The sequence below is a fragment of the Lysinibacillus sp. 10T31 genome, from assembly GCF_056394365.1.
This window is the reverse complement of record NZ_JBFTHS010000002.1, coordinates 107065-130797: the sequence shown is the minus strand read 5'-3', so window position 1 is coordinate 130797 and position 23733 is coordinate 107065. Positions and strand designations below refer to the sequence as shown.

The window sequence follows — 23733 nt, the reverse complement described above, 5'->3', positions numbered from 1 at the left end:
GATGGATAAGTTTTCAATTCATCGTGTACCATTGCATCCATCTATTCGCCAGACACAACCTAAGCCACTAAACTCACAGCAATCGTTTAAAGCTCATTTTCAAGATGCTACCAATCAACAAGAGTTAAAAGTGAGCAAGCATGCGCATGAACGTATTATCGAGCGTAAGATAGCGATTTCTGAACAAGAATGGCAGGCTGTATCGGACAAGGTATTTGAAGCGCACTCAAAAGGTGTCAAACAACCATTAGTCTTGATGGATCAAGCAGCTTTAATTGTCAGTGCTAAAAACGCAACTGTCATTACAGCGATGGACCGCACGGAAGCAAAGCAGCAAATATTTACAAATATTGATGGCACAATAGTGCTATAAGGGCTGGACCTTTGAAAGGAAGCCTAGGTGTGCTGATTGATAGAGGCACACAATATAAAATGAAGGGAGAACGACAATATGTTACGTTCTATGTATTCAGGTATTTCTGGTCTTAAAAACTTCCAAACAAAGCTAGACGTTATTGGTAATAATATCGCTAACGTTAATACTTTCGGCTTTAAAAAAGGTCGTGTAGTGTTTAAAGATTTAATGTCTCAAACACAAGCAGGTGCATCTTCACCGACTCAAACTCGTGGAGGTGTTAACGGTATGCAAGTTGGGTTAGGGTCACAACTTGCAGCTATCGATACAGTTCACGGTTCAGGTTCGTTACAAACAACTGGACGCACATTAGACTTAGCTATTTCTGGTGATGGTTTCTTCATGGTGGGTGACTCAAATGGCGCTCCAGAAGATGGTGTAATTGGTGATCCAGGATATAACAATATTTTCTATACACGTGCTGGTAACTTTTATTTAGACAAAAATGGTTATTTAGTAAATGCTGATGGTAAATATTTAGTTGGCCACGCAAGTGATCAATTATCAATTGATGAGAATGACTCAATTGATGGTAGTGAAGCAGATAAACAAAAGGCTGATAATGGATTAAAAGATATAGCAGGAAATGTTACAGAAGATATAGACTTTGCAGCCGATATTTCACCAATTCGAATCCCTACAACAGCTCAATCAATGTCTATTGGACAAGATGGTACTGTTGAGTATGTGGACTATAAAGGAGAACGTCAATATGCAGGACAGCTAATACTTGCTAAATTCCCGAATGCTGGCGGCCTTCAAAAAGTAGGTGGTAACTATTTCCAATCTACAGCTAACTCTGGAGATCCATATGCCCAAGTAGCAACGGTAGGTGGAATTGGTTCTGTTGCATCTAACTCCCTTGAAATGTCTAACGTAGACCTTTCAGAAGAATTTACAGAAATGATTGTTGCACAACGTGGTTTCCAATCGAATACTCGTATAATTACAACTTCAGATGAAATTCTTCAAGAGTTAGTAAACTTAAAACGATAGATTAAATGAATTATTTTTAGTTCTGTCGCTGAGCATGTTTAAGAATGCTTCATAAACGCAAATATTACTGGGACATAATCCTAGTGAGGATAGTATTCATTTTACAAAAACATAATTTCATATGAGGGAGGGTCGGGCCGGCTCTCGTGCTAGACCCGGCCCTATTTCAATGATTGAACTAACACGTTTAAATGGCAAAGCATTTACATTGAATGCTTTATACATAGAAACAGTCGAATCTTTTCCAGATACGACCATTACATTAACGACTGGAACTAAAATCATTGTTTTACAGAGTGAAGATGAGGTGCGACAAAAGGTAAAAGCCTTTTATAAAAATATACAAATACTATCAAACCCGCATCTACGAGGTGAAGAAGATGAAGAATAACAAAGTGTTAACGATGATTATCATCGTACTAGTAGCAATCATACTTATCGGTGGTATTTGCTTAGTATTGTTTACCCAATTTAATAAGCCGGCAAAGTCTCTTGAGCCAACTATTGATGAAATCGTAGCAGCTTCTGTTGAAATTCCGGAAATTACGACAAATCTAGCTGATAACAAAATTGTACGCTTTTCGTTAAAAATTCAAACATCAAATAAAGATGCTGCTGCTGAATTAACGAAGCGTGATTTCCAAGTGAAAAATATTGTTATTCAAGAGCTTTCCGAAATGGAGCAAAAAGATTTAGAAGGTAAACAAGGTAAACAAATTTTCCAGAAATCATTAAAAACAAAAATTAATGAATTGATGCAAGAGGGAGAAGTTCAGGAAGTTTATTTTACCTCCTTCATCACCCAATAATAAAGAAACTGCTTGAAATGGAGGTGGGCAAATGGCAGGAGATGTGTTATCTCAATCCGAGATAGATGCGCTGCTTTCCGCAATATCAACCGGGGAAATGTCAGCGGACGACATAAAAAAAGAGGACGAGGGGCGCAAGGTTAAAGTATATGACTTTAAACGAGCACTACGTTTCTCAAAAGATCAAATCCGAAGTTTGACCCGAATACATGAAAATTTTGCACGATTACTGACAACCTTCTTTTCTGCACAGCTGCGAAGCTATGTGCAGATAACTGTTGCATCAGTGGACCAAATACCATTTGAAGAGTTTGTACGTTCGATTCCGAATATGACACTCATTAATGTGTTTGAAGTGCCGCCATTAGATGGTAATATATTGATGGAAATAAATCCAAACATAGCCTACTCGATGTTAGATCGTTTAATGGGCGGTAGTGGGGCGAGTCATAGTAATGTCGATAACTTAACAGAAATTGAAACTAAAATTATGACAAACCTTTTTGAACGTTCATTCGACAATTTACGCGAGGCATGGGAAAATGTTGCGGAAATTGATCCGATTTTAGTAGAACTTGAGGTCAACCCTCAATTTTTACAAATGATTTCACCAAATGAAACGGTTGTAGTTATTTCCTTAAATACGATCATTGGTGAGACAAGCGGTATGATTAATATTTGTATTCCGCATGTTGTATTGGAGCCAATTGTTCCAAATCTTTCTGTTCGTTACTGGATGCAGACGAATACAAAAGAGATGTCTCCAGAGCAAACAAAAATGCTTGAAACACGCGTGAAGCAAGCACAACTACCAGTTTCCGTTGAACTAGGTATTACAGACATTACCATTGAGGACTTCCTCACAATGCAAGTTGGAGATGTTATTCAATTAGAACAAAAAATTGAAGATCCACTACTGTTAAAAGTAGGAACATTACCGAAATTTACAGTTCAACCAGGAAAGCAAGGCAAAAAATTAGCAATCCAGATTATCGACCCTTTGAAAGGAGGAGACGAAGATGAGTGATGAAATGCTCTCCCAAGAAGAAATTGAAGCGTTATTAAGGGGCGAAACGTTGGAAGATAAAAACAGCGGCACTGAAGCTTCTACAAATGAGGATATTAATGATATTAAAGTAGAGGATTATCTAGATTCGTTTGCGCAAGATGCGTTAGGTGAGGTAGGAAATATATCTTTTGGTAGCTCTGCCACAGCGCTTTCGGCGTTATTAGGTCAAAAAGTAGATATTACTACCCCAAGTAWTTCAATGATTAACCGAAATAAATTAGAAGAGGAATTTCCTCATCCTTATGTAGCCGTACAGGTTGAATATACAATTGGGTTAACAGGTATGAATTTACTTGTTATTAAGCAATCCGATGCAGCGATTATTGCTGATTTAATGTTAGGTGGAGACGGCTTAAATCCGAAACCAGATTTAGGTGAAATTCAACTAAGTGCCGTGCAAGAAGCTATGAACCAAATGATGGGCTCAGCAGCAACTTCAATGTCGACAGTATTCAATAAAAAAGTGGATATTTCTCCACCTACTATTGATTTAATGAATATTTCTCAAAACGAAGGAAGAGAAAATATACCTGAAGATGATTTACTCGTAAAAGTATCCTTCAGATTGAAAATTGGTAATTTAATTGATTCGAATCTAATGCAATTATTACCGCTGAAATTTAGTCAAAACATTGTAAAATCTCTACTAGGTGAAACAGAATCAATCGAGGAACCTGTGGCTGCTACAATAGCACCTGAAGCGCCAGTAGCACCGTCGCCTGTACAACCACAAGCGTCTATGCAACCACAAGCACAAATACCTGTAACACCACCACCTGCGCAGCCAGTATATCAACAGCAGGAAGCGCCTGTGCAGCAACCAATGTATCAAGAGCAACAACAGATTCCACAAGCAACAAGACCTATGCAACCGGTCAATGTTCAACAAGCACAGTTTGCTAGTTTTGATACAAATGTTATCTCGCAATCTGAAGCTAGAAATTTAAATATGCTACTTGATATTCCATTGCAAGTTACTGTAGAGTTAGGACGTACAAAGCGTTCTGTAAAAGAGATATTAGAACTATCTAGTGGTTCGATTATTGAACTAGATAAATTAGCTGGTGAACCAGTTGATATTTTAGTTAATAGCCGCTTAATCGCTAAAGGTGAAGTTGTTGTTATTGATGAAAACTTCGGTGTCCGCATTACAGATGTTTTAAGTCAAGCAGAGCGTTTAAATAATTTAAGATAGTTTCAATTGGAGGAGTTAACCATGTCTAAAAGAATTTTGATTGTAGACGATGCCGCATTCATGCGCATGATGATCAAGGATATTTTATCGAAAAATGGGTTTGAAGTTGTTGGAGAAGCTGCTGATGGTTTACAGGCTGTTGAAAAGTACAACGAATTAAAGCCAGATTTAGTAACAATGGATATTACAATGCCAGAAATGGACGGTATTGCTGCTCTTAAAGCAATTAAAGGTTCAGATCCAAATGCAACTGTCATTATGTGTTCAGCAATGGGACAACAAGCAATGGTAATCGATGCAATTCAAGCTGGTGCGAAAGACTTTATTGTTAAACCTTTCCAAGCTGATCGTGTAATTGAAGCGATTCAAAAAGCTCTAGGATGATCGAATGAAAATGTTAAAATCATTTCGTCAAACGATGATTTTCGCATTTCTTGTATCCTTCCTGTTTTTGTACCCTACAACGACTCCTGTGTATGCAGAATCTAACACAAATTATGTAAACGACTGCATCAAAGGAGATTGCAAAGAAGATAGTACTCCAGCTGCTAAGAAAGATTCAGATATACAAGCGGCTGGAGACATATCTGCGTGGGAATACATAAAAATGGTTTTGGCGCTTATTTTTGTTGTAGCTTTATTTTATGGATTAATGAAGTTTTTAAATAAAAGAAATTTGAACTTTCAACGTAATCAATTAGTACAAAATTTAGGCGGTTTATCGTTAGGTGCGCAAAAGTCGGTACAACTATTACAAGTAGGTAAAACACTCTATTTAGTTGGGGTCGGTGAGGATGTCCAGCTAATACGTGAAATTACTGATCCTGATGAAGTTGCAACACTTTTAGCATTCTATAATGAACGACAAGAACTTGCAGCAACATCACCGTATATTGCAGAAGTATTATCTAAGTTTAAGAGAAAAAATAATGGGAGTTTATCCGCACAGCAAAAACAAGAATCTTTTGGTGTGCTATTTGAGAAAAAGATTTCCGAAATAAAACAGGAGCGCAGTGAAGGACTGGAGAAATGGAAGCAAAAGGAGAATGAAGATAAATGAATGATGTAATCAGTGTTTTTTCCAACAGCGACCCGACAAATGTCTCTAGCGCTGTTAAGCTTCTCTTGTTGTTAACAGTTCTTTCACTGGCACCAAGTATTTTAATATTGATGACATCGTTTACACGAATAGTTATAGTGTTATCGTTTGTCCGTACTGCATTGGCGACACAGCAAATGCCGCCGAACCAGGTCATTGTAGGCCTTGCCTTGTTTTTAACTTTCTTTATCATGGCCCCGACATTTCAAGAGGTCAATAAAGAGGCATTGCAGCCATTATTTTCCGAGGAAATTGGAATTGAAGAAGCATATGATCGTGCCAGTGTGCCGTTTAAAGAGTTTATGAGTAAGCATACAAGGCAAAAGGATCTTGATTTATTTTTAACCTATAATAAAGCCGAAAAGCCAGCATCTGTGGAAGAAATTCCCCTTACAATGCTCGTACCTGCTTTCGCATTGAGTGAGATTAAAACAGCGTTTCAAATTGGCTTTATGATTTTTATTCCATTCCTAGTAATCGACATGATTGTTGCAAGTACTCTAATGTCGATGGGGATGATGATGTTACCACCGGTTATGATTTCATTGCCGTTTAAGATTTTATTATTTGTACTCGTTGATGGTTGGTATCTTGTGATGAAATCATTACTACAAAGTTTTTAGGGGATGATACAGTATGACAGGTGAATTGGTTATTTCAATTGCAGAGCGTGCCATTATGATTATCCTTCTAACAAGCGGTCCGCTACTATTAGTTGCTTTAATCACTGGTTTAGCGGTAAGTATTTTTCAGGCAACAACATCCATTCAAGAGCAAACTTTAGCATTCGTTCCAAAAATCATCGCTGTATTAGCAGCCATCGTATTTTTCGGTCCTTGGATGTTATCACAAGTGACTAGCTATGCGAGAGACATTTTTGAGAATTTAACGCGTTATATAGGGTGAGTAGATGAATGAATTAATCCCGCATTTTACGGTTTTCTTATTAGTACTTGTGCGCATATCGGCATTTTTTGTCACTGTGCCTTTTTTCTCGTACAGAACGATTCCGCCACAGGTTAAAATAACTCTCGCATTAGTTTTAGCTTGGATGATGTATTACACAATTGACGTCGAACCATTTGTATTTAATGGTGATTACATACTTTTAGTGGTGAAAGAAGCGCTCATTGGACTGTTGCTCGGTCTAGTTGCTTATATCATCATGTCGGCAATTCAAATTGCCGGAAGCTTTATAGATTTTCAAATGGGTTTTGCCATTGCCAATATTATTGACCCGCAAACAGGTGCACAAAGTCCATTAATAGGACAATTTTTTAATACGCTAGCATTACTTTTTCTACTAGCTATAAATGGACATCATATGATTCTCGATGGAATTTATTATAGTTATCAATTCTTACCGATGGATCAAGGATTTCCTAATTTTGCAAATGATAATTATATAGAGTTTATCATCACAACATTTACAGCTGTTTTTGCCATTGCCTTTCAAATGGCTGCTCCTGTTGTAGCAACTTTATTTTTAGTCGACTTGGCACTAGGAATCACAGCGAAAACTGTACCACAATTAAATATTTTTGTTGTAGGTTTTCCTATTAAAATAGGTGTTAGTTTTCTTGTGTTATTCACAATGATGGCTGTAATGGTTCAAGTGATACAAAAGCTTATTACAATTATGATTTATGCGATGCGTGATTTAATGGCTATTTTAGGTGGTGGGTAAAATGTTGCTACTGCTGGATCTAGATTTACAGTATTTTGCGGGAGAAAAAACGGAAAAGGCGACGCCCAAAAAACGACAAGATGCTCGAAAAAAAGGTCAGGTTGTCAAAAGTCAGGATATTTCCAGTGCGATTGTCATGCTCATGGTATTTATCTTTTTATTCTTCTTTGCAGGTTCACTGCGTGACGATCTTTTAGCTTTTTTTAGGCAAACTTTTATTCATAACATACGCGTAGAAACACTAACAATTGATAGTGTGATGCGCTTATTTACAGAAACATTAGCGCAAATGGCTTTTATTATTGTTCCAATTATGGGAATTGCATTTGTCGGAGCATTGGTAGGTAACTTTCTACAGTTCGGCTTTCTATTTACATTAGAGCCGATGAAGTTTGATTTAAAAAAAATGGACCCGATTAAAGGGTTAAAAAAGATATTTTCTGTTAAAGCCATTATAGAGCTTCTAAAGTCAGTATTAAAGATTAGCTTCATCGGTGGCGTTACGACAATTATAGTTTGGACGAATTTACCGGAAGTTTTGGCGTTATCCTTTAAAAGCCCATGGATAACTCTTATTACTGTGGGTAAGCTTGTTGGTATCATGGGGATTGCTGCTTCTCTCGTCTTACTTTGTGTATCCCTATTAGACTGGATGTATCAAAAACATGATTACGAAAAAAATCTTAAAATGTCTAAGCAAGATATTAAAGATGAATATAAAAATAGTGAGGGCGATCCGCTGATAAAATCGAAAATCAAGCAACGCCAACGCGAAATGGCAATGCGTCGAATGATGTCAGAGATTCCTAACGCCGACGTTGTCATAACAAACCCAACTCACTATGCGATTGCCCTCAAGTATGATGAGGAAAGTATGGATGCCCCACGCGTTGTTGCCAAGGGTACAGACTTTATCGCTCAAAAAATTAAACTGATTGCGAAAGAACATGATGTGATTATGGTTGAAAACAGACCATTAGCACGAGCAATGTACGATCAAGTAGAAATCGGTGATGCAGTACCAGAAGAGTTTTTCAAAGCAATAGCAGAAGTGCTTGCTTATGTTTATCGAATTAAGCGGAAAATTTAAAGCTTTTTGTAGGAGGGACACAAATGAAAGTTCGCGATATAGGGGTATTAGGTGCGGTTATTTTAATCGTTGCGATGCTCATCATCCCTCTTCCTCCGTGGATGTTAAGTTTCTTAATCGTCATTAATATTACATTAGGATTAATAGTACTGTTAACAGCAATGAGTATGAAGGAAGCGTTAGACTTTTCTATTTTCCCCTCAGTTATTTTATTGTTAACTTTGTTCCGACTCGGACTAAGCGTTTCTACAACACGTGCCATTTTAGCTAAAGGTGATGCTGGTGCTGTTGTTGAAACGTTTGGTGACTTTGTAGTCGGCGGGAATGTACTAGTAGGTTTAGTTGTATTCTTAATTCTTGTGTTAATTCAGTTTATCGTTATTACAAAAGGAGCGGAGCGTGTAGCAGAAGTAGCAGCACGTTTTACACTTGATGCGATGCCAGGTAAACAAATGAGTATTGATGCTGACTTAAATGCAGGAGTTATTTCTGAACGGGAAGCACGTGAACGACGCGATAAAGTAGCGGGTGAAGCGGACTTCTACGGAGCGATGGATGGTGCCACAAAATTCGTAAAAGGAGATGCCATTGCCTCAATGGTCATGGTTATTATCAACTTATTATTTGGTATCATCATCGGTGTTGCGCAGATGGGTCTTTCATTTGCAGATGCAGCCAATCATTTTTCTAAGTTAACAGTCGGAGATGGTATTGTCTCACAAATTCCTGCGCTACTTATTTCTACAGCGACAGGGATTGTCGTAACACGTGCATCTTCTAAGGGAAGTCTCGGTGAAGATATTACAGGGCAGCTTTTTGCTCAAGCGAAACTGCTTTATGTAGCTGGTGGAACAATACTTTTACTTGGATTTTTCACACCTATACCTCTTTGGATAACAATTCCAATTGGTGGTTCACTAATTGCTGGTGCTTATATGATGGATCATAAAAAACCAGAGGATGAAGAAGAATTACTTGAAATTGAGGAAGAAGTGGCAACAGACGGCATGAAGAGCCCTGAAAACGTTGTGAATTTATTAAATGTGGACCCAATCGAGTTTGAATTTGGCTATGGTTTAATACCATTAGTAGATGCTGCTCAAGGCGGCGATTTATTAGATCGAGTCATTATGATACGTCGACAGTTAGCATTAGAATTAGGGATTGTCATTCCGGTTGTCCGTATTCGCGATAATATTCAATTACAACCAAATGAATATCGAATTAAAATCAAGGGTAACGAAATGGCACGTGGTGAACTTCTACTTGATCATTATTTAGCAATGAGCCCAGGAGATGATGATTCCATCGAAGGAATTGACACTGTTGAACCATCATTTGGCCTACCTGCAAAATGGATTACTGAGCAAGTTAAAGAGGATGCCGAAATGTTCGGCTACACAGTTGTTGACCCACCGAGCGTAGTGTCGACTCACTTAACCGAAATGATTCGTGCAAATGCTTATGAATTACTCGGACGTCAAGAGACGAAGCAGTTAATTGATCATTTACGTGAAACACATCCAATTTTAGTCGAAGAGTTGACGCCTACACCGTTATCAACTGGGGAAATTCAAAAAGTACTGGGTAAACTCTTACGAGAAAATGTTTCAGTCCGAAACTTACCAATTATTTTTGAGACTCTAGCAGACTATGCAAAATTAACGAGCGATACCGATATATTAACTGAGTATGTACGTCAATCATTGGCACGTCAGATTACTTCTCAATACGTAGGAGATAGCTCGTCATTAAAGGTTATAACTGTTTCGGGTAAAGTAGAGAAAATGATTGCTGATAGTATTCAACAAACTGATCACGGAAATTATTTAGCAATGGATCCACAAGATTCTCAAACTATCTTAGAAATCATTGCTGCTGAAGTAGAACGCGTTTCCTTTATGGAACAATCTGCTATTATTTTATGCTCTCCAGCAGTTCGTATGTATTTACGTCAACTAACGGAGCGTTATTTCCCGCAAATTCCAGTTTTATCATACAATGAACTTGATGCTACAGTTGAAATTCAAAGTGTTGGGGTGGTGAATGTTGAATGAAAATGAAAAAATATTATGCATCCTCCATACCAGAAGCGATGAAGCTTGTGCGTGCTGAATTAGGTGAGGACGCTGTCATTTTGAATTCAAAAGTAGTAGTTACAAAAAAGTTTTTTGGAATCATTAAAAAGAAAAGTTTTGAGGTTGTTGCAGGGATTGATTCAATGGAGCCGAGTATTGCGGCTCCAGCACCTGCAGCTTTACCTATAACAACAGCTAAAAAAGAAAATGTAAGGTTACAAGAGATTACGAATGCTGTGCAAGCTAACATGCACCAAGTACAGCCACAGAATGCTGCGCCCTTACATGAGGAAACTGGAATTTCTGAAGATTTGAGAAAAGAAATTGCAGATTTAAAATCTTTAATGCATTCTATGCATAAGAAGACTATCCAAGATCAATATCCCGATGAACTCTTACCCTTCATTGAATACTTAAGACAGCAGGAGCTAAGTGAGGAGCTCATCACAACGATTGGTGATGAGCTTTTTACGCATTTCAAAGAAGCGTCAGAAATCAATTTTTCTCAATGTAAGATGGTTACGAAAAAATTATTGCGCAAAGAGCTAGAGAATATCCCAGTTGGGGGCTTATCCTATGAAAAAAAATATATTAATGTTCTAGGTCCAACAGGTGTCGGAAAGACTACGACAATTGCTAAAATGGCAGCTAGAGCAGTTTTAGAAAAAAAGAAAAAAATAGGATTTATTACGACAGATACTTACCGTATTGCTGCAATTGAGCAATTAAAAACGTATGCTGGATTGTTACAAGCTCCTGTCGAAATTGCCTATAATGCAACAGATTTTGAACAAGCAATCCATCGATTGGCCCATTTAGATTTAGTGTTTATAGATACAGCTGGCCGCAATTATAAAGAGGTAAAATATGTAGACGATTTACAGCGTCTCATAAAATTTGATGATCAAGCTGAGTCCTTCTTAGTACTTGCTATGACAACGAAAGAGAAGGATATGGCAAACATTGTAGAGCAATTTAAGCAATTACCAATTGAAAAATTCATTTTTACAAAGATTGATGAAACAAATTCTATTGGCACAATGATTAATTTAATGATTAAATATAATAAAGGACTTGCTTACTACACGAATGGTCAAGAAGTACCAGAAGATATTGAGGAAGCTGATCTAGAAGCAGTACTAAATCTATTTTTTCAAGGTGAAGAAAAATGAGAGACCAAGCTGAAACATTACGCTTGAAAATGTTGAACCAGCAGGGAGAATTAGGCAGGGCAATTGCAGTTGTAAGCGGCAAAGGTGGGGTTGGTAAAAGTAATTTCACTATGAATTTTGCAACTACATTGGCTAATAAAGGGGAAAAAGTTGTCATCGTTGATATGGACATTGGTATGGGCAATATCAATATTTTAATTGGAAAAAATGTTTCTTATAGTTTAAAAGATTACTTGGAAGGAAATAAGTTACTAGATGAGGTAATATTTGAAGGTCCTTTCAATTTGAAGTATATTTCAGGTGGGTCTGGTATGTCGGGCGTCTTAGAATGGTCAGAGATTATATTTGATCGACTCATTCATGCATTTGAGCAGCTTCAAAAAAGCTTTGATTACATTTTTTTTGATATGGGAGCAGGAGCTACTAGCTGGTCATTAGATTTACTAGCCTCTATAGATGAAATCATTGTTCTATCAACAGCAGAGCCAACTTCTATAACAGATGCCTATTCAATGATGAAATATATTCATGCGAGAGATGCAGACAAGCAATTTTATATACTCTGTAATCGAGCTTATAGCAAAGAAGAAGGACTGGAAACCAATGAACGACTAAAGCGTACGATGAAACGTTTTTTGGACAAAGAGGTTACGGTATTAGGCTCATTACCTGAAGATTCTGTTGTGCGTAAGGCTGTGCGTGAGCAAGTGCCTTTTTCACTTGCCTATCCAGACGCACTTATTACAAAGACACTTCATCTTATAGTGGCGCGTTTTATGGAACATCGTGCAGAGGAAGTTCATGCACATGATCAGTCAGCGGGTAAATTCTTAACTAAATTAAGAAGTATTTTTTCGAAAGGACGTGATTAATTGGACTTTTTACATAAAAGCAAGCTATTAGTTGTTGATGATTCTGCTTTTATGAGAAAGCTAATTAGTGACTTTTTTGTTGGCAACTCGAAGGTTGAAGTAGTTGGAACAGCACGAAATGGGAAAGATGCGATAAAAAAGATTCAATCATTGCAGCCAACAGTTGTGACAATGGATATTGAGATGCCTGAAATGAATGGGCTTGATGCTTTAAAAGAAATTATGACTATATGTCCAGTACCTGTTGTTATGCTCTCTAGTACAACTCAACGAGGAGCAGAAAATGCCTTATCAGCAATTGAACTTGGAGCAGTAGATTTTGTCGCTAAGCCGAGCGGAACAATTTCTCTTGATTTACATAAAATCCAAACCGAACTTGTCCACAAGGTTGAACAAGCATCATTGGTACCTATTTCGAAATTAAAGAAACCTTCTGGTAGCAAAAGACCACAAGAAAAAACATTAATAGCGAGTACCATTAGAAAAGAATCATTTAGTGAAGGCAGAATGACTCCTCCTGTCAATGTTTTTCCGACAAGGGAAGAATCATCAAAGCCACATGTGGAATGGAATAAAGTAGGCCGGAAAATTGTACTGATTGGGACTTCGACTGGCGGACCTAGAGCCTTACAAGAAGTAATAACAAAAATCCCACAATCAATTCAAGCACCAATTTTAATTGTCCAGCACATGCCAGCAGGATTTACAAAATCTCTTGCTACTCGTTTGGATCAATTGAGTGAGATTACTGTAAAGGAAGCTGAGCAAGGAGATATTCTCCAAAATGGAGTGGCGTATATTGCACCTGGTGGGTATCATTTAAAACTTAGAAAAGTAGGTACCTCCTTTGGCATAGTCCTTGATAATAATGAACCACCTAGATCTGGACATCGACCTTCAGTAGATGTGATGTTTGAAGATGTGAGTCAATTTAAAGATTTTGATAAAGTGGCAGTTATTATGACAGGTATGGGCCATGACGGCTCTAATGGGCTAAAAGCACTAAAAAGTACCGGTAATGTGATTGCAATCGCTGAGTCAGCTGAAACTTGCATAGTGTATGGTATGCCGAAAGCAGCAGTGGAAACGCAGCTTGTCGATGAAATAGCAGATGTAGATGATATTGCACAAACAATAATGAAATATTTGCCTTAAAGGGGTGTCCTCTTATGGAAGTCAATCAATATTTAGAGATGTTTATTGAAGAAAGTAAAGACCATTTACAAGCGTGTAGTGAACATTTATTAGAACTAGAAAAAAATCCAGACGATTTAGCGATTGTTGGGGAAATTTTCCGCTCTGCGCATACATTAAAAGGTATGTCTGCGACAATGGGCTTTGAAGATTTAGCAGATTTAACTCATAAAATGGAAAATGTGTTGGATGCGATCCGAAATGAGAAAATCCATGTATCTCCTGAAATTTTAGATGTTGTCTTCGAGTCAGTAGACCATCTAGAAGAAATGGTGATGGACATTGCAAATGGCGGAGATGGAAAACGTGATGTCTCTTCAACTGTTGCTCAATTAAAGCGTATTGAATTAGGTGAGGAAGCGGCTCCTGAAGTAGTAGGAACTACTGAGACACCAACTACTGCGGTAGCAAGTGTGTTAGAGTATGACGGCTTTGAGCAAACAGTTATTTCACAATCTGCTGAACAAGGTTTCAATGCATTCGAAATTTCAGTGAAATTACGTGAAGACTGTCTTTTAAAAGCAGCACGAGTATTTATGGTGTTCGAGATTTTAGAAAAAGATGGGGAAGTTATTAAATCAAATCCATCAGTAGAAAAGCTTGAAGACGGACAGTTCGACCAACAATTTAGCGTAGCTTTCGTAACAAAAGAATCTGCTGAAGATATGCAGAAAAAGATTATGAGAGTTTCAGAAGTTGAAGAAGTGATTGTCGCAACTATTGAGACACCAACTACTGCTGTAGCAAGTGTTCTAGAGTATGACGGCTTTGAACAAACAGTTATTTCACAATCTGCTGAACAAGGTTTCAATGCATTCGAAATTTCAGTGAAATTACGTGAGGACTGTCTTTTGAAAGCAGCACGTGTATTTATGGTGTTTGAAATATTAGAAAAAGATGGGGATGTCATTAAATCAAATCCATCTGTAGACAAGCTTGAAGACGAACAGTTCGATCAACAATTTTACGTAGCCTTCGTAACGAAAGAATCTGCTGAAGATATGCAGAAAAAGATTATGAAAGTTTCTGAAGTCGAAGAAGTGATTGTCGCAACGATCGAACAAAAGCAACATAGTGAAAAAGAACAAGCAATGCAAGAAGTAGTGGCAACAGCAACGGTAGAAGTTGGGGCTCAACCTGCTACTGCACCTAAAACAAATACTGCAGCACCTACACCTGCAAAAGCAGCGACTCCTGCTAAGGCAGATAAAAACCATGCACCTGTTGGTAATAAAACAATTCGTGTAAATATCGAGCGACTTGATATATTAATGAACTTATTTGAAGAACTTGTTATCGATCGAGGACGACTACAGTCTATTGCAACTGAGGTTAACCATGGAGAGTTAAATGAAACTGTGGAGCGCATGAGCCGAGTCATGGGTGATTTACAAACAATTATTTTAACGATGCGTATGGTGCCTGTTGAAACAGTATTCAATCGCTTCCCGAAAATGATTCGTCAGCTATCTCGTGATCTAAACAAGAAAATTAACCTTGAAATTATTGGTGCTGAAACAGAACTAGATCGTACAGTAATCGATGAAATTGGGGATCCACTTGTTCATTTAATTCGTAATTCTGTTGATCACGGTATTGAAAATCCGACAGCTCGTCTTGCAAAAGGTAAACCAGAAGAAGGAACAGTTGTCCTGCGTGCTTATCATAGTGGTAACTATGTCTTTATTGAAATTGAAGATGATGGAGCAGGTATTAACCGTGAAAAAGTACTTGCGAAAGCTATATCTAAAGGTATTGTTACACAAGAACAATCATATGCAATGTCAGATAAGCAAATCAATGAGCTTATTTTGGCTTCTGGGTTCTCAACGGCAGATGTTATTTCTGACGTATCAGGCCGAGGCGTTGGATTAGACGTTGTTAAAACAACAATAGAATCATTGGGCGGAAATATTTCAATTGAATCTACACAAGATGTAGGATCGGTATTCTCGATTCAATTACCACTGACATTATCGATTATTTCTGTCATGCTAGTAGAAATAGAGAAAGAGATTTATGCAATTCCACTTTCATCAATTATTGAAACTTCAATTATCCGTTCATCTGAAATAATGAATGCGCATAATCAAAAAGTAATCGACTTCCGTGGCAAAGTAGTACCACTAGTATTCTTAGAAGAAATCTTTGAGGTACCTCGCAAAGAACCACAGGATGACGAATTCCATTCAGTGGTCATCGTTCGAAAAGGTGAGAAGCTTGCTGGTTTAGTTGTGGATTCATTCATTGGCCAACAAGAAATTGTGCTGAAATCATTAGGAAACTACTTAACGAATATCTTTGCAATTTCAGGTGCAACAATTTTAGGTAACGGAAAAGTAGCCTTAATTGTGGATTGTAACGCACTTATTAAATAAGGTGAATGAATAAGAGAGGTGTAAACAATGACAAACGTAGTGGAACAAGAAAGTATTAAAGTAATTGTTTTTCAACTAGCTGATAAAGAATATGCGATTCCAGTGTCTCATGTACAAGGGATTGAAAAACTAATGCATATTACGCGCGTACCGAAAACGGAAAAATATGTAAAAGGTGTTATTAACCTACGCGGTGTCGTAACACCAATTGTAGATTTACGTGAACGATTTGAATTACCTGTCTCTGAACATGAAGAAACAACACGCATTATCATTATTTCATTAGAAGATATGGAAGTAGGTTTCGTCGTAGACTCTGCAAACGATGTATTAGACATCTCTGCTGACTCAATTGAACCACAGCCCGAAGTAGTAGGTTCACTGGAAGAAGAATTTATTTCAGGGGTGGCTAAAATAGATAAACGATTATTAATTTTATTGCATTTAGAGAAAGTACTAATTCCACTAAAGTAGGGATCGATAATGACATATAATCAAAAGATTACATCACTACATTTAGATGTATTAAAGGAAATTGGTAATATAGGTGCTGCGCATGCTGCGACAGCACTTTCCAATTTACTTGGTAAAAAAATTGATATGCGAGTACCAAAGGTTGAAATGGTGTCATTTAATGACATGATGGAGCTTGCTGGAGGATCTGAAAATGTCGTAGTTGGAATCTATCTACGCATTGAAGGTGATGCTGAAGGTAGTATGTTCTTTATTCTGCCAATTGAACAAGCAAATCGATTTATTCGTCGTCTCATATTTGATGAATCATTCGACTTTAAAAAACGACCTGTTTCAGAGTTAGGTTTATCAGCTATGCAGGAGATGGGTAATATTTTATCTGGCTCTTATTTATCGGCGTTATCTGATTTTACAAATTTAAAAATTTATCCAACTGTGCCGGGACTAAGTGTTGACATGTTTGGTGCCATTATTAGTATTGGTTTGATTGAATTATCACACGTTAGCGATAATGTTATCGTCATAAACACATCCATTTTTGAAGACGGTGTAGAAGATCAGGAAATGGTAAGAGGGCATTTCTTCTTATTACCAGATCCAGACTCATTTGATGCTATTTTTAAAGCATTAGGAGTTTCATAGATGATACTAAACAGTAGTAATGGGCAAGTTATAAAAGTTGGAATTGCACAAATGGATGTAGTAAAGTTACCAAATACGATAAGAACATCAGGTCTTGGATCTTGTGTAGGTGTTATTTTATATGATGAATCAAAAAAAATAGCTGGTTTAATTCATGTGATGTTGCCAGATTCGAGTTTAGGTAGACAAGAATCAATAAATGTGGCTAAATTTGCTGACACAGGCATTGCGGCAATGATTGACTTATTAAAGTTAGAAGGCGTTCAAAAATTCAAGCTAAAGGCAAAAATTGCGGGTGGTGCGCAGATGTTTCAATTCACTTCAGATAAAGATTCCATGCGCATTGGCCCACGTAATGTAGAAGCTGTAAAGCAAGAGCTAAAGCGTCATGGAATTCGTTTAATTGCCGAAGACACGGGCGGTAATAGTGGTAGAACAATTGAATTTAATCCTGCGACTTCGACATTACATATTCGAACAGTTAACCAAGGAGTGAGCGAAATATAATGTTTGGTTCTATTTTTTATAACCTATGGGGAGCTTTATTTGCATTTTCTATATATTTTTTTAGTACATTTCTAAAACCTTATACACCACTACGAATTATCATAGGGTCATTTGTGGCGGGAATAATTGTGTTTTTCGTCATGTATATTGTAAGATTTTTAATTGCCTATGTTTTATTCACACCAGAGGACGCTGAAGAAGTTGTTGAAGGTGAGCATGAAGAAAACGAATCCGATAATCGCGAAGAAAACAATCAAGAAACACCGACGGTCAACTCTACCGTTGAGTTTCAAGATGAAAACTCAGAGGAAATTGCTCAAGTTGTACGCACAATGATGGATCGTGAGGATGATCTGCAAGTAAATAATGCTTAAAAATGGGAGTCGCGAGTAGCGGCTCTTTTTTTATAGATATCTTAATTCTTGCATATTTTTAATTTTATTGGTCTTAGTGAGCTTGGACTAAAATCCAAACTAAAAAATGCCCGACACATAAATGTAAAGAATCTGTGATAGAGTCTGAGAAACAAATGAAATTATAGTCGATTCTTGTTATAATATAGGAAAGATTTTCATTTATTTTATGTTAGAGGCTCATAGCTAGTAACGCATTGTTGCCATCTACGAATAACTAAAATTTTCAGGAAGAAGTACAACAGTAAGCATTAAGGTAATATAAGACAGTGGCAAACAGGCGCGTAGATGCGTTTTTCTTAGAGAGGTGGATTACATGACACAACCAATTCTGAACGATGAACAAAAGCTGTGGAACCGCTGGATAAATGAACGTGATCCAGATGCTGGTGATTTACTTATAAAAAAATATATTTCTCTAGTATCCTATCATGTACAACGTATTGGAGCGAGCTTACCAAAGAGTGTATCGCGAGACGATTTAACGAGCTTAGGTATGGTAGGTCTTTTTGACGCGTTAAATAAATTTGATATTAATAGAGACTTGAAATTTGATACATATGCTTCTTTTAGAGTAAGAGGAGCAATTATTGATGGTTTACGTAAGGAAGATTGGTTGCCACGTTCCGCACGTGAGAAGGCAAAAAAGTTAGATGCACAAATTGAACAGTTAGAACAAAAATATATGCGTCATGTAACACCTGAGGAACTTGCGGAACATATGACTTTACCTGTTGAGGAAGTTTACCAAACTGTACAGGAGCATTTCTTTTCAAATGTTCTTTCCATTAATGAGCAGCAAGATCAAGATGAGACTGATGGAAAGTCATTTGTTATTCGTGATGATACGACTAAGACACCTGAGCAAGCTGTCGTTAAGTCAGAACTACTAGGGGATTTAGCGGAAAATATCCAAAAGCTCAATGATAAGGAGCAGCTGGTGCTTAGTTTATTTTATACTGAGGAATTAACATTAACAGAAATTGGAGAAATGCTTGGATTATCAACATCACGCATTTCACAAATCCACTCTAAGGCGTTATTAAAGCTTCGGAAATTATTATCCAATGAAATGATTAATGCTTAATCATCTTTAGATACATATCGTTGAAGGAGGAAGTTTCATGAGTTTAAAGGGTGTCGAACTACAAATAGCTATTCCAAAAACATTTGAAGCAGGAAAAATGGCGGATCAGGCACAACAACAAACTTTGGCTCAGCAAGCACATGCAAATGAAGCGTTAAAAAAAGAAATAGAACGCAAGCAAAAAGTTGTGAATACTTCAGAGGGTATGGATGAGATCAGTGAAGATGAAGAAGCAGGTGTCGAGTATATAAAAGGTACTCGAAAAAAGAAAAATAAGGATAATGAAAATCGAGAAAAGCAGGCGCAGCATCCGTTTAAAGGAAATTTCGTGGATTATAGTGGATAGGAGTTTACGATGACAATCATACTAATTGCGGTTCTATTTATTTTACAGCTACTTTCATTTTATTTCCTTATCATATTAAATACGAAGTTAGCAAAATTTAAGGACTTAGAAAGAAAACAGGAGCGCTTAATGCGTGAAATGGATGACACAATCAGTGTCTATTTAGCTGATATGAAAGATGAAAATGATCGCCTAATTCAAGAGTTGCAAAGAGTTTCAAAGTCTGAAATTCAAAATGCTGTGAAACAAGGGGAGCAGATTGTGAGGCAAAAGGAGCAGGAGCAACCTTCTTCTCTGACAAAGGAAGAAAGCACTGTAGACGGTTCTGTTAGTCTAGATAATGAACCGCGTGTTTATGTGCCCAAAAATATCGTAGCCAATGCTTATTCACGTCAGCAGCAAACTGGGGCTAAAACTGATGCTAAAGTGGTACATTCAGCCAAGCAACCAACTGATGCAACCAAAAAGGAAGAAGCGAAGCCATTAACAATAGAACAACAAGCTGTTGAATTAGCGAAACAAGGTAAAACAGCAGAAGAAATTGCCAAGCAGCTGCAAAAAGGAAAAACAGAAATCGAGCTTTTATTGAAATTTCATCACTAAAACAGTTGCGGACGAGATAAAGCTATGATATAGTTGCAAATGGTGTTATTAATACACACGCGTTTTGATGTAGTAAGTGGTGCTCTAAGATTAGGGTAGCTTGTTGCAAGTGATAAATGCGGAGGATAAAAACCAAACATACTAGGAGGAAATACACATGTCAGTAATTTCTATGAAACAATTACTTGAAGCTGGTGTACATTTCGGTCACCAAACTCGTCGTTGGAACCCAAAAATGAAGAAATATATCTTCGTTGAACGTAACGGGATCTACATCATCGACTTACAAAAAACTGTTAAAAAATTAGAGGAAGCTTATGACTTCATGCGTCAAGTTGGTCAAGACGGTGGTAAAGTTCTTTTCGTTGGTACGAAAAAACAAGCACAAGAAGCGATCAAAGATGAAGCTGAACGTTCAGGCAACTACTACATCAACCAACGTTGGTTAGGTGGTACTCTTACAAACTTCGGTACAATTCAAAAACGTGTTGCACGTATGAAAGCAATCGAAAAAATGGAAGAAGATGGAACTTTTGAAGTTCTACCTAAAAAAGAAGTAATCCAACTTAAAAAAGAACACGAACGTCTAATCAAATTCTTAGGCGGTATCCGTGATATGCACGCTCTTCCAGACGTAATGTTCGTGGTTGACCCACGTAAAGAACGCATTGCTGTTGCAGAAGCTATTAAATTAAACATCCCTCTAGTAGGTATTGTTGATACAAACTGTGATCCAGATGAAATCGACTACGTAATTCCTGCTAATGACGATGCTATTCGCGCTGTTAAACTTTTAACTGCTAAAATGGCTGACGCTTTAATCGAGTCAAAACAAGGTGAAGAGGAAGCTCCAGCTGTAGAAGCTGCTGCTGAGTAATTCACGTTTACAAAAAGGTGATAAGTGGCTCAGGACCCTTATCACCTTTTTTAGAACCTATCACTAAAATTTATACAACCAATTTGAGGAGGAAACACTAAATGGCAAACATTACTGCACAATTAGTAAAAGAATTACGTGAAAAAACTGGCGCTGGAATGATGGATTGTAAAAAAGCGTTAGTACAAACTGATGGCGATATAGATGCTGCAATCGATTTCCTACGTGAAAAAGGTCTTTCTTCAGCTGCTAAAAAAGCTGACCGTATCGCTGCAGAAGGTACAACTTACATTTTAGAAAATGGTAACGAAGCAATCATCCTAGAAGTAAATGCTGAAACTGACTTCGTTTCTAAAAACGATAAATTCCAAGTATTAGTTGCTTCATTAGCTGAACAATTACTTGCTGCTAAACCTGCAACAGTTGAAGCTGCATTAGAGATTGCAAATGCAGAAGGTGTAAAAGTTGTTGACCAAATTTCAACAGCAATTGCAACAATCGGTGAAAAAATTACTCTTCGTCGTTTCGAAGTGAAAACAAAAACTGATGCAGATGCATTCGGTTCTTACTTACACATGGGCGGCCGCATCGGTGTATTAGTTACTTTAGAAGGTTCTACAGATGCTTCTTCTGCTAAAGATGTTGCTATGCATATCGCAGCTATTAACCCTACTTATGTTTCTCGCGATGAAGTTTCTGCTGAAGAAGTTGAACGTGAGCGTAAAGTATTAACTGAACAAGCTCTTAACGAAGGTAAACCAGAAAACATCGTAGCAAAAATGGTTGAAGGTCGTCTTGGTAAATACTTCGAAGATGTTTGCTTACTTGACCAAACATTCGTTAAAAACTCAGATCAAAAAGTACGTGACTTCGTTGCTTCAACTGGCGGTTCAGTAAACGGCTTCGTACGTTACGCTGTAGGTGAAGGTATCGAAAAACGTGAAGATAACTTTGCTGAAGAAGTAATGAGCCAAGTTAAAGGTAACTAATTTAGCTTGCGTTTGATCCTAATCAAATAATATCTAGATTTTCTAGACAAAAAATGGGGAACACAACATAGCGTGTTCCCTATTTTTCCGAAATGAGCGAAAAAAGATATAATTGTCTCATCATAAAAAAGTTAGAGATGATAGTTATTTAATAATATTCCATTTATACAAGCTGATTGGACGCCTAAGGAAAGCGCCCGGTCAGAGTGAAAATTAATCAAAGTTATGGTGTACGCCATATAATTTTTCTATTTTGCCTTATTCACAACTAGCAATTATTGTAATATATACTATAATGGAAAAGGGAATAAGGATGTTTTAAATAAAGTCTGACGGAGGTTTACAATGAGTGTGCCACAATATAAACGAGTAGTTATAAAATTAAGTGGTGAAGCGTTAGCTGGGGAAGCGGGCTTCGGTTTATCACCAAAAATTATCAAGTCTGTTGCAGAAGAGGTAAAAGAGGTAGTAGATCTTGATGTAGAAGTTGCTGTTGTTGTAGGTGGCGGTAATATTTGGCGTGGAAAAATCGGTAGCGAAATGGGGATGGATCGTGCAGCAGCCGATTATATGGGTATGCTAGCAACGGTTATGAACTCTCTAGCGTTACAAGATGCACTGGAGAAATTAGGAATTGAAACACGTGTGCAATCTTCTATTGTAATGACACAAGTAGCAGAGCCATATATTCGCCGTAAAGCAGTTCGTCACCTAGAGAAAAAACGAGTAGTTATTTTTGCAGCAGGTACTGGTAACCCATTCTTCTCTACTGATACTACAGCTGCGTTACGTGCAGCTGAAATCGACGCAGATGCGATTTTAATGGCAAAAAATAATGTAGATGGTGTTTATTCTGCAGATCCAAAAGTAGATGCAACTGCCGTTAAATATGATACACTCACGTACTTAGACGTTATCCAACAAGGCTTACAAGTAATGGATTCTACAGCTTCTACTTTATGTATGGATAACGATATTCCGTTAATTGTCTTCTCAATTACGGAACCAGGTAATATTAAACGTGCCGTACAAGGCGAGAAAATTGGAACAGTTGTTAGGAGGAATGCATAATGTCTAAACAAGTATTAGAACAAGCTAAAGAAAAAATGAACAAAACAATTGCCGCTTTTTCACGTGAACTATCTTCAATCCGTGCAGGTCGTGCAAATGCCGCTCTACTAGATCGCATTACGGTTGATTATTATGGTGCACCAACACCTATTAATCAACTTGGAGGTGTTGCGGTACCAGAAGCGCGTTTATTAGTTATTACACCTTACGATAAAACAATTTTAGGTGAAATCGAAAAAGCGATTATGAAATCAGATATTGGTATTACACCAACAAATGATGGATCTGTTATTCGCTTAATGATTCCTGCTTTAACAGAAGATCGTCGTAAAGATCTTGTGAAGCAAGTGAAAAAAGAAGCAGAGGATGCAAAAATCGCTGTACGTAATGTTCGTCGCGATGCTAATGATGATCTGAAAAAACTTGAAAAAGCTGGCGAAATCACAGAAGATGATCTACGTGGATACGGTGAAGATATTCAAAAATTAACGGATGAATTCATCGTTAAAGTAGATCAAGTGACGAAAGAAAAAGAAAAAGAAATTCTAGAAGTGTAAGCAACTACTCGCTTTGCATATCTATGATGGAACTTTTTGATGAGATGAAGGCGTCCTATACATATAAAGGACGTCTTTTCTTTTTACTGTTAAAGTATATTTTCATTCAGGAG

28 protein-coding genes are annotated in these 23733 nt (G+C 37.4%); all 28 read left to right on the top strand.

Going from position 1 to position 23733, the window contains the following annotated elements:
- Position 1: 1 nt before the first annotated feature.
- The 28 genes from AC1DCY_RS01895 to frr all read left to right on the top strand — a co-directional run bounded on the left by AC1DCY_RS01895 (position 2) and on the right by frr (position 23620).
- A complete protein-coding gene (locus AC1DCY_RS01895) occupies positions 2 to 373 on the top strand; it encodes a TIGR02530 family flagellar biosynthesis protein (protein WP_477346953.1) in 372 nt (123 codons plus the stop codon).
- A 78-nt stretch (positions 374 to 451) separates the two neighbouring features.
- Positions 452 to 1411 (top strand): flagellar hook-basal body complex protein, encoded by a 960-nt coding sequence (locus AC1DCY_RS01890; protein WP_477346951.1) that lies wholly within the window; start codon positions 452 to 454, stop codon positions 1409 to 1411.
- 169 nt (positions 1412 to 1580) lie between these two features.
- On the top strand, positions 1581 to 1802 hold the full coding sequence (locus tag AC1DCY_RS01885) for a flagellar FlbD family protein (RefSeq protein ID WP_100544038.1): 222 nt from the start codon (positions 1581 to 1583) through the stop codon (positions 1800 to 1802).
- On the top strand, positions 1792 to 2220 hold the full coding sequence (gene fliL, locus AC1DCY_RS01880; protein WP_477346948.1) for a flagellar basal body-associated protein FliL: 429 nt from the start codon (positions 1792 to 1794) through the stop codon (positions 2218 to 2220). The genes AC1DCY_RS01885 and fliL overlap by 11 nt, the downstream gene beginning before the upstream one ends.
- Positions 2221 to 2251: 31 nt before the next feature.
- Positions 2252 to 3247 carry a flagellar motor switch protein FliM gene (fliM, locus tag AC1DCY_RS01875; protein ID WP_370042860.1) on the top strand — a complete coding sequence of 332 codons (996 nt, stop codon included), beginning with the start codon at positions 2252 to 2254 and terminating at the stop codon, positions 3245 to 3247.
- Positions 3240 to 4484, top strand: coding sequence for a flagellar motor switch phosphatase FliY (gene fliY / locus AC1DCY_RS01870; RefSeq protein ID WP_477346946.1), 1245 nt, complete (start codon positions 3240 to 3242; stop codon positions 4482 to 4484). The genes fliM and fliY overlap by 8 nt, the downstream gene beginning before the upstream one ends.
- Before the next feature lie 21 nt (positions 4485 to 4505).
- Positions 4506 to 4868, top strand: a complete 363-nt coding sequence (locus AC1DCY_RS01865; protein ID WP_049668450.1) for a response regulator — start codon at positions 4506 to 4508, stop codon at positions 4866 to 4868.
- A 4-nt stretch (positions 4869 to 4872) separates the two neighbouring features.
- A complete protein-coding gene (locus tag AC1DCY_RS01860) occupies positions 4873 to 5544 on the top strand; it encodes a flagellar biosynthetic protein FliO (RefSeq protein ID WP_477346943.1) in 672 nt (223 codons plus the stop codon).
- The gene (gene fliP / locus AC1DCY_RS01855; RefSeq protein ID WP_477346941.1) at positions 5541 to 6206 is read left to right on the top strand and encodes a flagellar type III secretion system pore protein FliP; all 666 of its coding nucleotides are present in this window, start codon (positions 5541 to 5543) and stop codon (positions 6204 to 6206) included. The genes AC1DCY_RS01860 and fliP overlap by 4 nt, the downstream gene beginning before the upstream one ends.
- A 13-nt stretch (positions 6207 to 6219) precedes the next feature.
- Entirely contained in the window at positions 6220 to 6489 is a 270-nt protein-coding gene (gene fliQ, locus AC1DCY_RS01850; RefSeq protein ID WP_337991288.1) for a flagellar biosynthesis protein FliQ, read from the top strand.
- A 4-nt stretch (positions 6490 to 6493) separates the two neighbouring features.
- A complete protein-coding gene (fliR, locus tag AC1DCY_RS01845) occupies positions 6494 to 7270 on the top strand; it encodes a flagellar biosynthetic protein FliR (protein WP_477346938.1) in 777 nt (258 codons plus the stop codon).
- Position 7271: 1 nt separating this feature from the next.
- Complete coding sequence (gene flhB, locus AC1DCY_RS01840; protein ID WP_477346936.1) at positions 7272 to 8360, top strand: flagellar biosynthesis protein FlhB; 1089 nt, start codon at positions 7272 to 7274, stop codon at positions 8358 to 8360.
- A 23-nt stretch (positions 8361 to 8383) separates the two neighbouring features.
- A complete protein-coding gene (gene flhA, locus AC1DCY_RS01835) occupies positions 8384 to 10417 on the top strand; it encodes a flagellar biosynthesis protein FlhA (RefSeq protein WP_477346934.1) in 2034 nt (677 codons plus the stop codon).
- A complete protein-coding gene (flhF, locus tag AC1DCY_RS01830) occupies positions 10414 to 11610 on the top strand; it encodes a flagellar biosynthesis protein FlhF (RefSeq protein ID WP_477346932.1) in 1197 nt (398 codons plus the stop codon). The genes flhA and flhF overlap by 4 nt, the downstream gene beginning before the upstream one ends.
- Positions 11607 to 12482 carry a MinD/ParA family protein gene (locus AC1DCY_RS01825; RefSeq protein ID WP_477346930.1) on the top strand — a complete coding sequence of 292 codons (876 nt, stop codon included), beginning with the start codon at positions 11607 to 11609 and terminating at the stop codon, positions 12480 to 12482. Before flhF ends, AC1DCY_RS01825 begins: the two co-directional genes overlap by 4 nt.
- A complete protein-coding gene (locus tag AC1DCY_RS01820; RefSeq protein ID WP_477346928.1) occupies positions 12483 to 13637 on the top strand; it encodes a protein-glutamate methylesterase/protein-glutamine glutaminase in 1155 nt (384 codons plus the stop codon). It begins immediately after the preceding gene.
- A 14-nt stretch (positions 13638 to 13651) separates the two neighbouring features.
- Entirely contained in the window at positions 13652 to 16054 is a 2403-nt protein-coding gene (locus AC1DCY_RS01815) for a chemotaxis protein CheW (RefSeq protein ID WP_477346926.1), read from the top strand.
- Between the two features lie 27 nt (positions 16055 to 16081).
- A complete protein-coding gene (locus tag AC1DCY_RS01810; RefSeq protein WP_477346924.1) occupies positions 16082 to 16528 on the top strand; it encodes a chemotaxis protein CheW in 447 nt (148 codons plus the stop codon).
- A 9-nt stretch (positions 16529 to 16537) separates the two neighbouring features.
- Positions 16538 to 17170, top strand: a complete 633-nt coding sequence (locus tag AC1DCY_RS01805; RefSeq protein WP_477346922.1) for a chemotaxis protein CheC — start codon at positions 16538 to 16540, stop codon at positions 17168 to 17170.
- Positions 17171 to 17677, top strand: a complete 507-nt coding sequence (locus AC1DCY_RS01800; protein ID WP_477346920.1) for a chemotaxis protein CheD — start codon at positions 17171 to 17173, stop codon at positions 17675 to 17677.
- Complete coding sequence (locus AC1DCY_RS01795; protein ID WP_477346919.1) at positions 17677 to 18051, top strand: hypothetical protein; 375 nt, start codon at positions 17677 to 17679, stop codon at positions 18049 to 18051. The genes AC1DCY_RS01800 and AC1DCY_RS01795 overlap by 1 nt, the downstream gene beginning before the upstream one ends.
- 355 nt (positions 18052 to 18406) lie before the next feature.
- Entirely contained in the window at positions 18407 to 19177 is a 771-nt protein-coding gene (locus AC1DCY_RS01790; protein ID WP_477346917.1) for a FliA/WhiG family RNA polymerase sigma factor, read from the top strand.
- A 37-nt stretch (positions 19178 to 19214) separates the two neighbouring features.
- Entirely contained in the window at positions 19215 to 19523 is a 309-nt protein-coding gene (locus AC1DCY_RS01785) for an RNA polymerase subunit sigma (RefSeq protein ID WP_477346915.1), read from the top strand.
- 9 nt (positions 19524 to 19532) lie between these two features.
- A complete protein-coding gene (locus AC1DCY_RS01780; RefSeq protein WP_477346913.1) occupies positions 19533 to 20126 on the top strand; it encodes a hypothetical protein in 594 nt (197 codons plus the stop codon).
- Between the two features lie 157 nt (positions 20127 to 20283).
- On the top strand, positions 20284 to 21003 hold the full coding sequence (gene rpsB / locus AC1DCY_RS01775; protein ID WP_049668466.1) for a 30S ribosomal protein S2: 720 nt from the start codon (positions 20284 to 20286) through the stop codon (positions 21001 to 21003).
- A gap of 101 nt (positions 21004 to 21104) precedes the next feature.
- The gene (gene tsf, locus AC1DCY_RS01770; protein ID WP_477346911.1) at positions 21105 to 21992 is read left to right on the top strand and encodes a translation elongation factor Ts; all 888 of its coding nucleotides are present in this window, start codon (positions 21105 to 21107) and stop codon (positions 21990 to 21992) included.
- 345 nt (positions 21993 to 22337) lie between these two features.
- Complete coding sequence (pyrH, locus tag AC1DCY_RS01765; RefSeq protein WP_323645125.1) at positions 22338 to 23063, top strand: UMP kinase; 726 nt, start codon at positions 22338 to 22340, stop codon at positions 23061 to 23063.
- Complete coding sequence (gene frr, locus AC1DCY_RS01760) at positions 23063 to 23620, top strand: ribosome recycling factor (protein WP_477346909.1); 558 nt, start codon at positions 23063 to 23065, stop codon at positions 23618 to 23620. Before pyrH ends, frr begins: the two co-directional genes overlap by 1 nt.
- Positions 23621 to 23733 lie beyond the last annotated feature (113 nt).

Coding starts and splice junctions, on each gene's coding strand:
- AC1DCY_RS01895 (WP_477346953.1), top strand. CDS start 2: ATGGATAAGTTTTCAATTCATCGTGTACCATTGCATCCATCTATTCGC.
- AC1DCY_RS01890 (WP_477346951.1), top strand. CDS start 452: ATGTTACGTTCTATGTATTCAGGTATTTCTGGTCTTAAAAACTTCCAA.
- AC1DCY_RS01885 (WP_100544038.1), top strand. CDS start 1,581: ATGATTGAACTAACACGTTTAAATGGCAAAGCATTTACATTGAATGCT.
- fliL (WP_477346948.1), top strand. CDS start 1,792: ATGAAGAATAACAAAGTGTTAACGATGATTATCATCGTACTAGTAGCA.
- fliM (WP_370042860.1), top strand. CDS start 2,252: ATGGCAGGAGATGTGTTATCTCAATCCGAGATAGATGCGCTGCTTTCC.
- AC1DCY_RS01865 (WP_049668450.1), top strand. CDS start 4,506: ATGTCTAAAAGAATTTTGATTGTAGACGATGCCGCATTCATGCGCATG.
- AC1DCY_RS01860 (WP_477346943.1), top strand. CDS start 4,873: ATGAAAATGTTAAAATCATTTCGTCAAACGATGATTTTCGCATTTCTT.
- fliP (WP_477346941.1), top strand. CDS start 5,541: ATGAATGATGTAATCAGTGTTTTTTCCAACAGCGACCCGACAAATGTC.
- fliQ (WP_337991288.1), top strand. CDS start 6,220: ATGACAGGTGAATTGGTTATTTCAATTGCAGAGCGTGCCATTATGATT.
- fliR (WP_477346938.1), top strand. CDS start 6,494: ATGAATGAATTAATCCCGCATTTTACGGTTTTCTTATTAGTACTTGTG.
- flhB (WP_477346936.1), top strand. CDS start 7,272: ATGTTGCTACTGCTGGATCTAGATTTACAGTATTTTGCGGGAGAAAAA.
- flhA (WP_477346934.1), top strand. CDS start 8,384: ATGAAAGTTCGCGATATAGGGGTATTAGGTGCGGTTATTTTAATCGTT.
- flhF (WP_477346932.1), top strand. CDS start 10,414: ATGAAAATGAAAAAATATTATGCATCCTCCATACCAGAAGCGATGAAG.
- AC1DCY_RS01825 (WP_477346930.1), top strand. CDS start 11,607: ATGAGAGACCAAGCTGAAACATTACGCTTGAAAATGTTGAACCAGCAG.
- AC1DCY_RS01815 (WP_477346926.1), top strand. CDS start 13,652: ATGGAAGTCAATCAATATTTAGAGATGTTTATTGAAGAAAGTAAAGAC.
- AC1DCY_RS01810 (WP_477346924.1), top strand. CDS start 16,082: ATGACAAACGTAGTGGAACAAGAAAGTATTAAAGTAATTGTTTTTCAA.
- AC1DCY_RS01805 (WP_477346922.1), top strand. CDS start 16,538: ATGACATATAATCAAAAGATTACATCACTACATTTAGATGTATTAAAG.
- AC1DCY_RS01800 (WP_477346920.1), top strand. CDS start 17,171: ATGATACTAAACAGTAGTAATGGGCAAGTTATAAAAGTTGGAATTGCA.
- AC1DCY_RS01795 (WP_477346919.1), top strand. CDS start 17,677: ATGTTTGGTTCTATTTTTTATAACCTATGGGGAGCTTTATTTGCATTT.
- AC1DCY_RS01790 (WP_477346917.1), top strand. CDS start 18,407: ATGACACAACCAATTCTGAACGATGAACAAAAGCTGTGGAACCGCTGG.
- AC1DCY_RS01785 (WP_477346915.1), top strand. CDS start 19,215: ATGAGTTTAAAGGGTGTCGAACTACAAATAGCTATTCCAAAAACATTT.
- AC1DCY_RS01780 (WP_477346913.1), top strand. CDS start 19,533: ATGACAATCATACTAATTGCGGTTCTATTTATTTTACAGCTACTTTCA.
- rpsB (WP_049668466.1), top strand. CDS start 20,284: ATGTCAGTAATTTCTATGAAACAATTACTTGAAGCTGGTGTACATTTC.
- tsf (WP_477346911.1), top strand. CDS start 21,105: ATGGCAAACATTACTGCACAATTAGTAAAAGAATTACGTGAAAAAACT.
- pyrH (WP_323645125.1), top strand. CDS start 22,338: ATGAGTGTGCCACAATATAAACGAGTAGTTATAAAATTAAGTGGTGAA.
- frr (WP_477346909.1), top strand. CDS start 23,063: ATGTCTAAACAAGTATTAGAACAAGCTAAAGAAAAAATGAACAAAACA.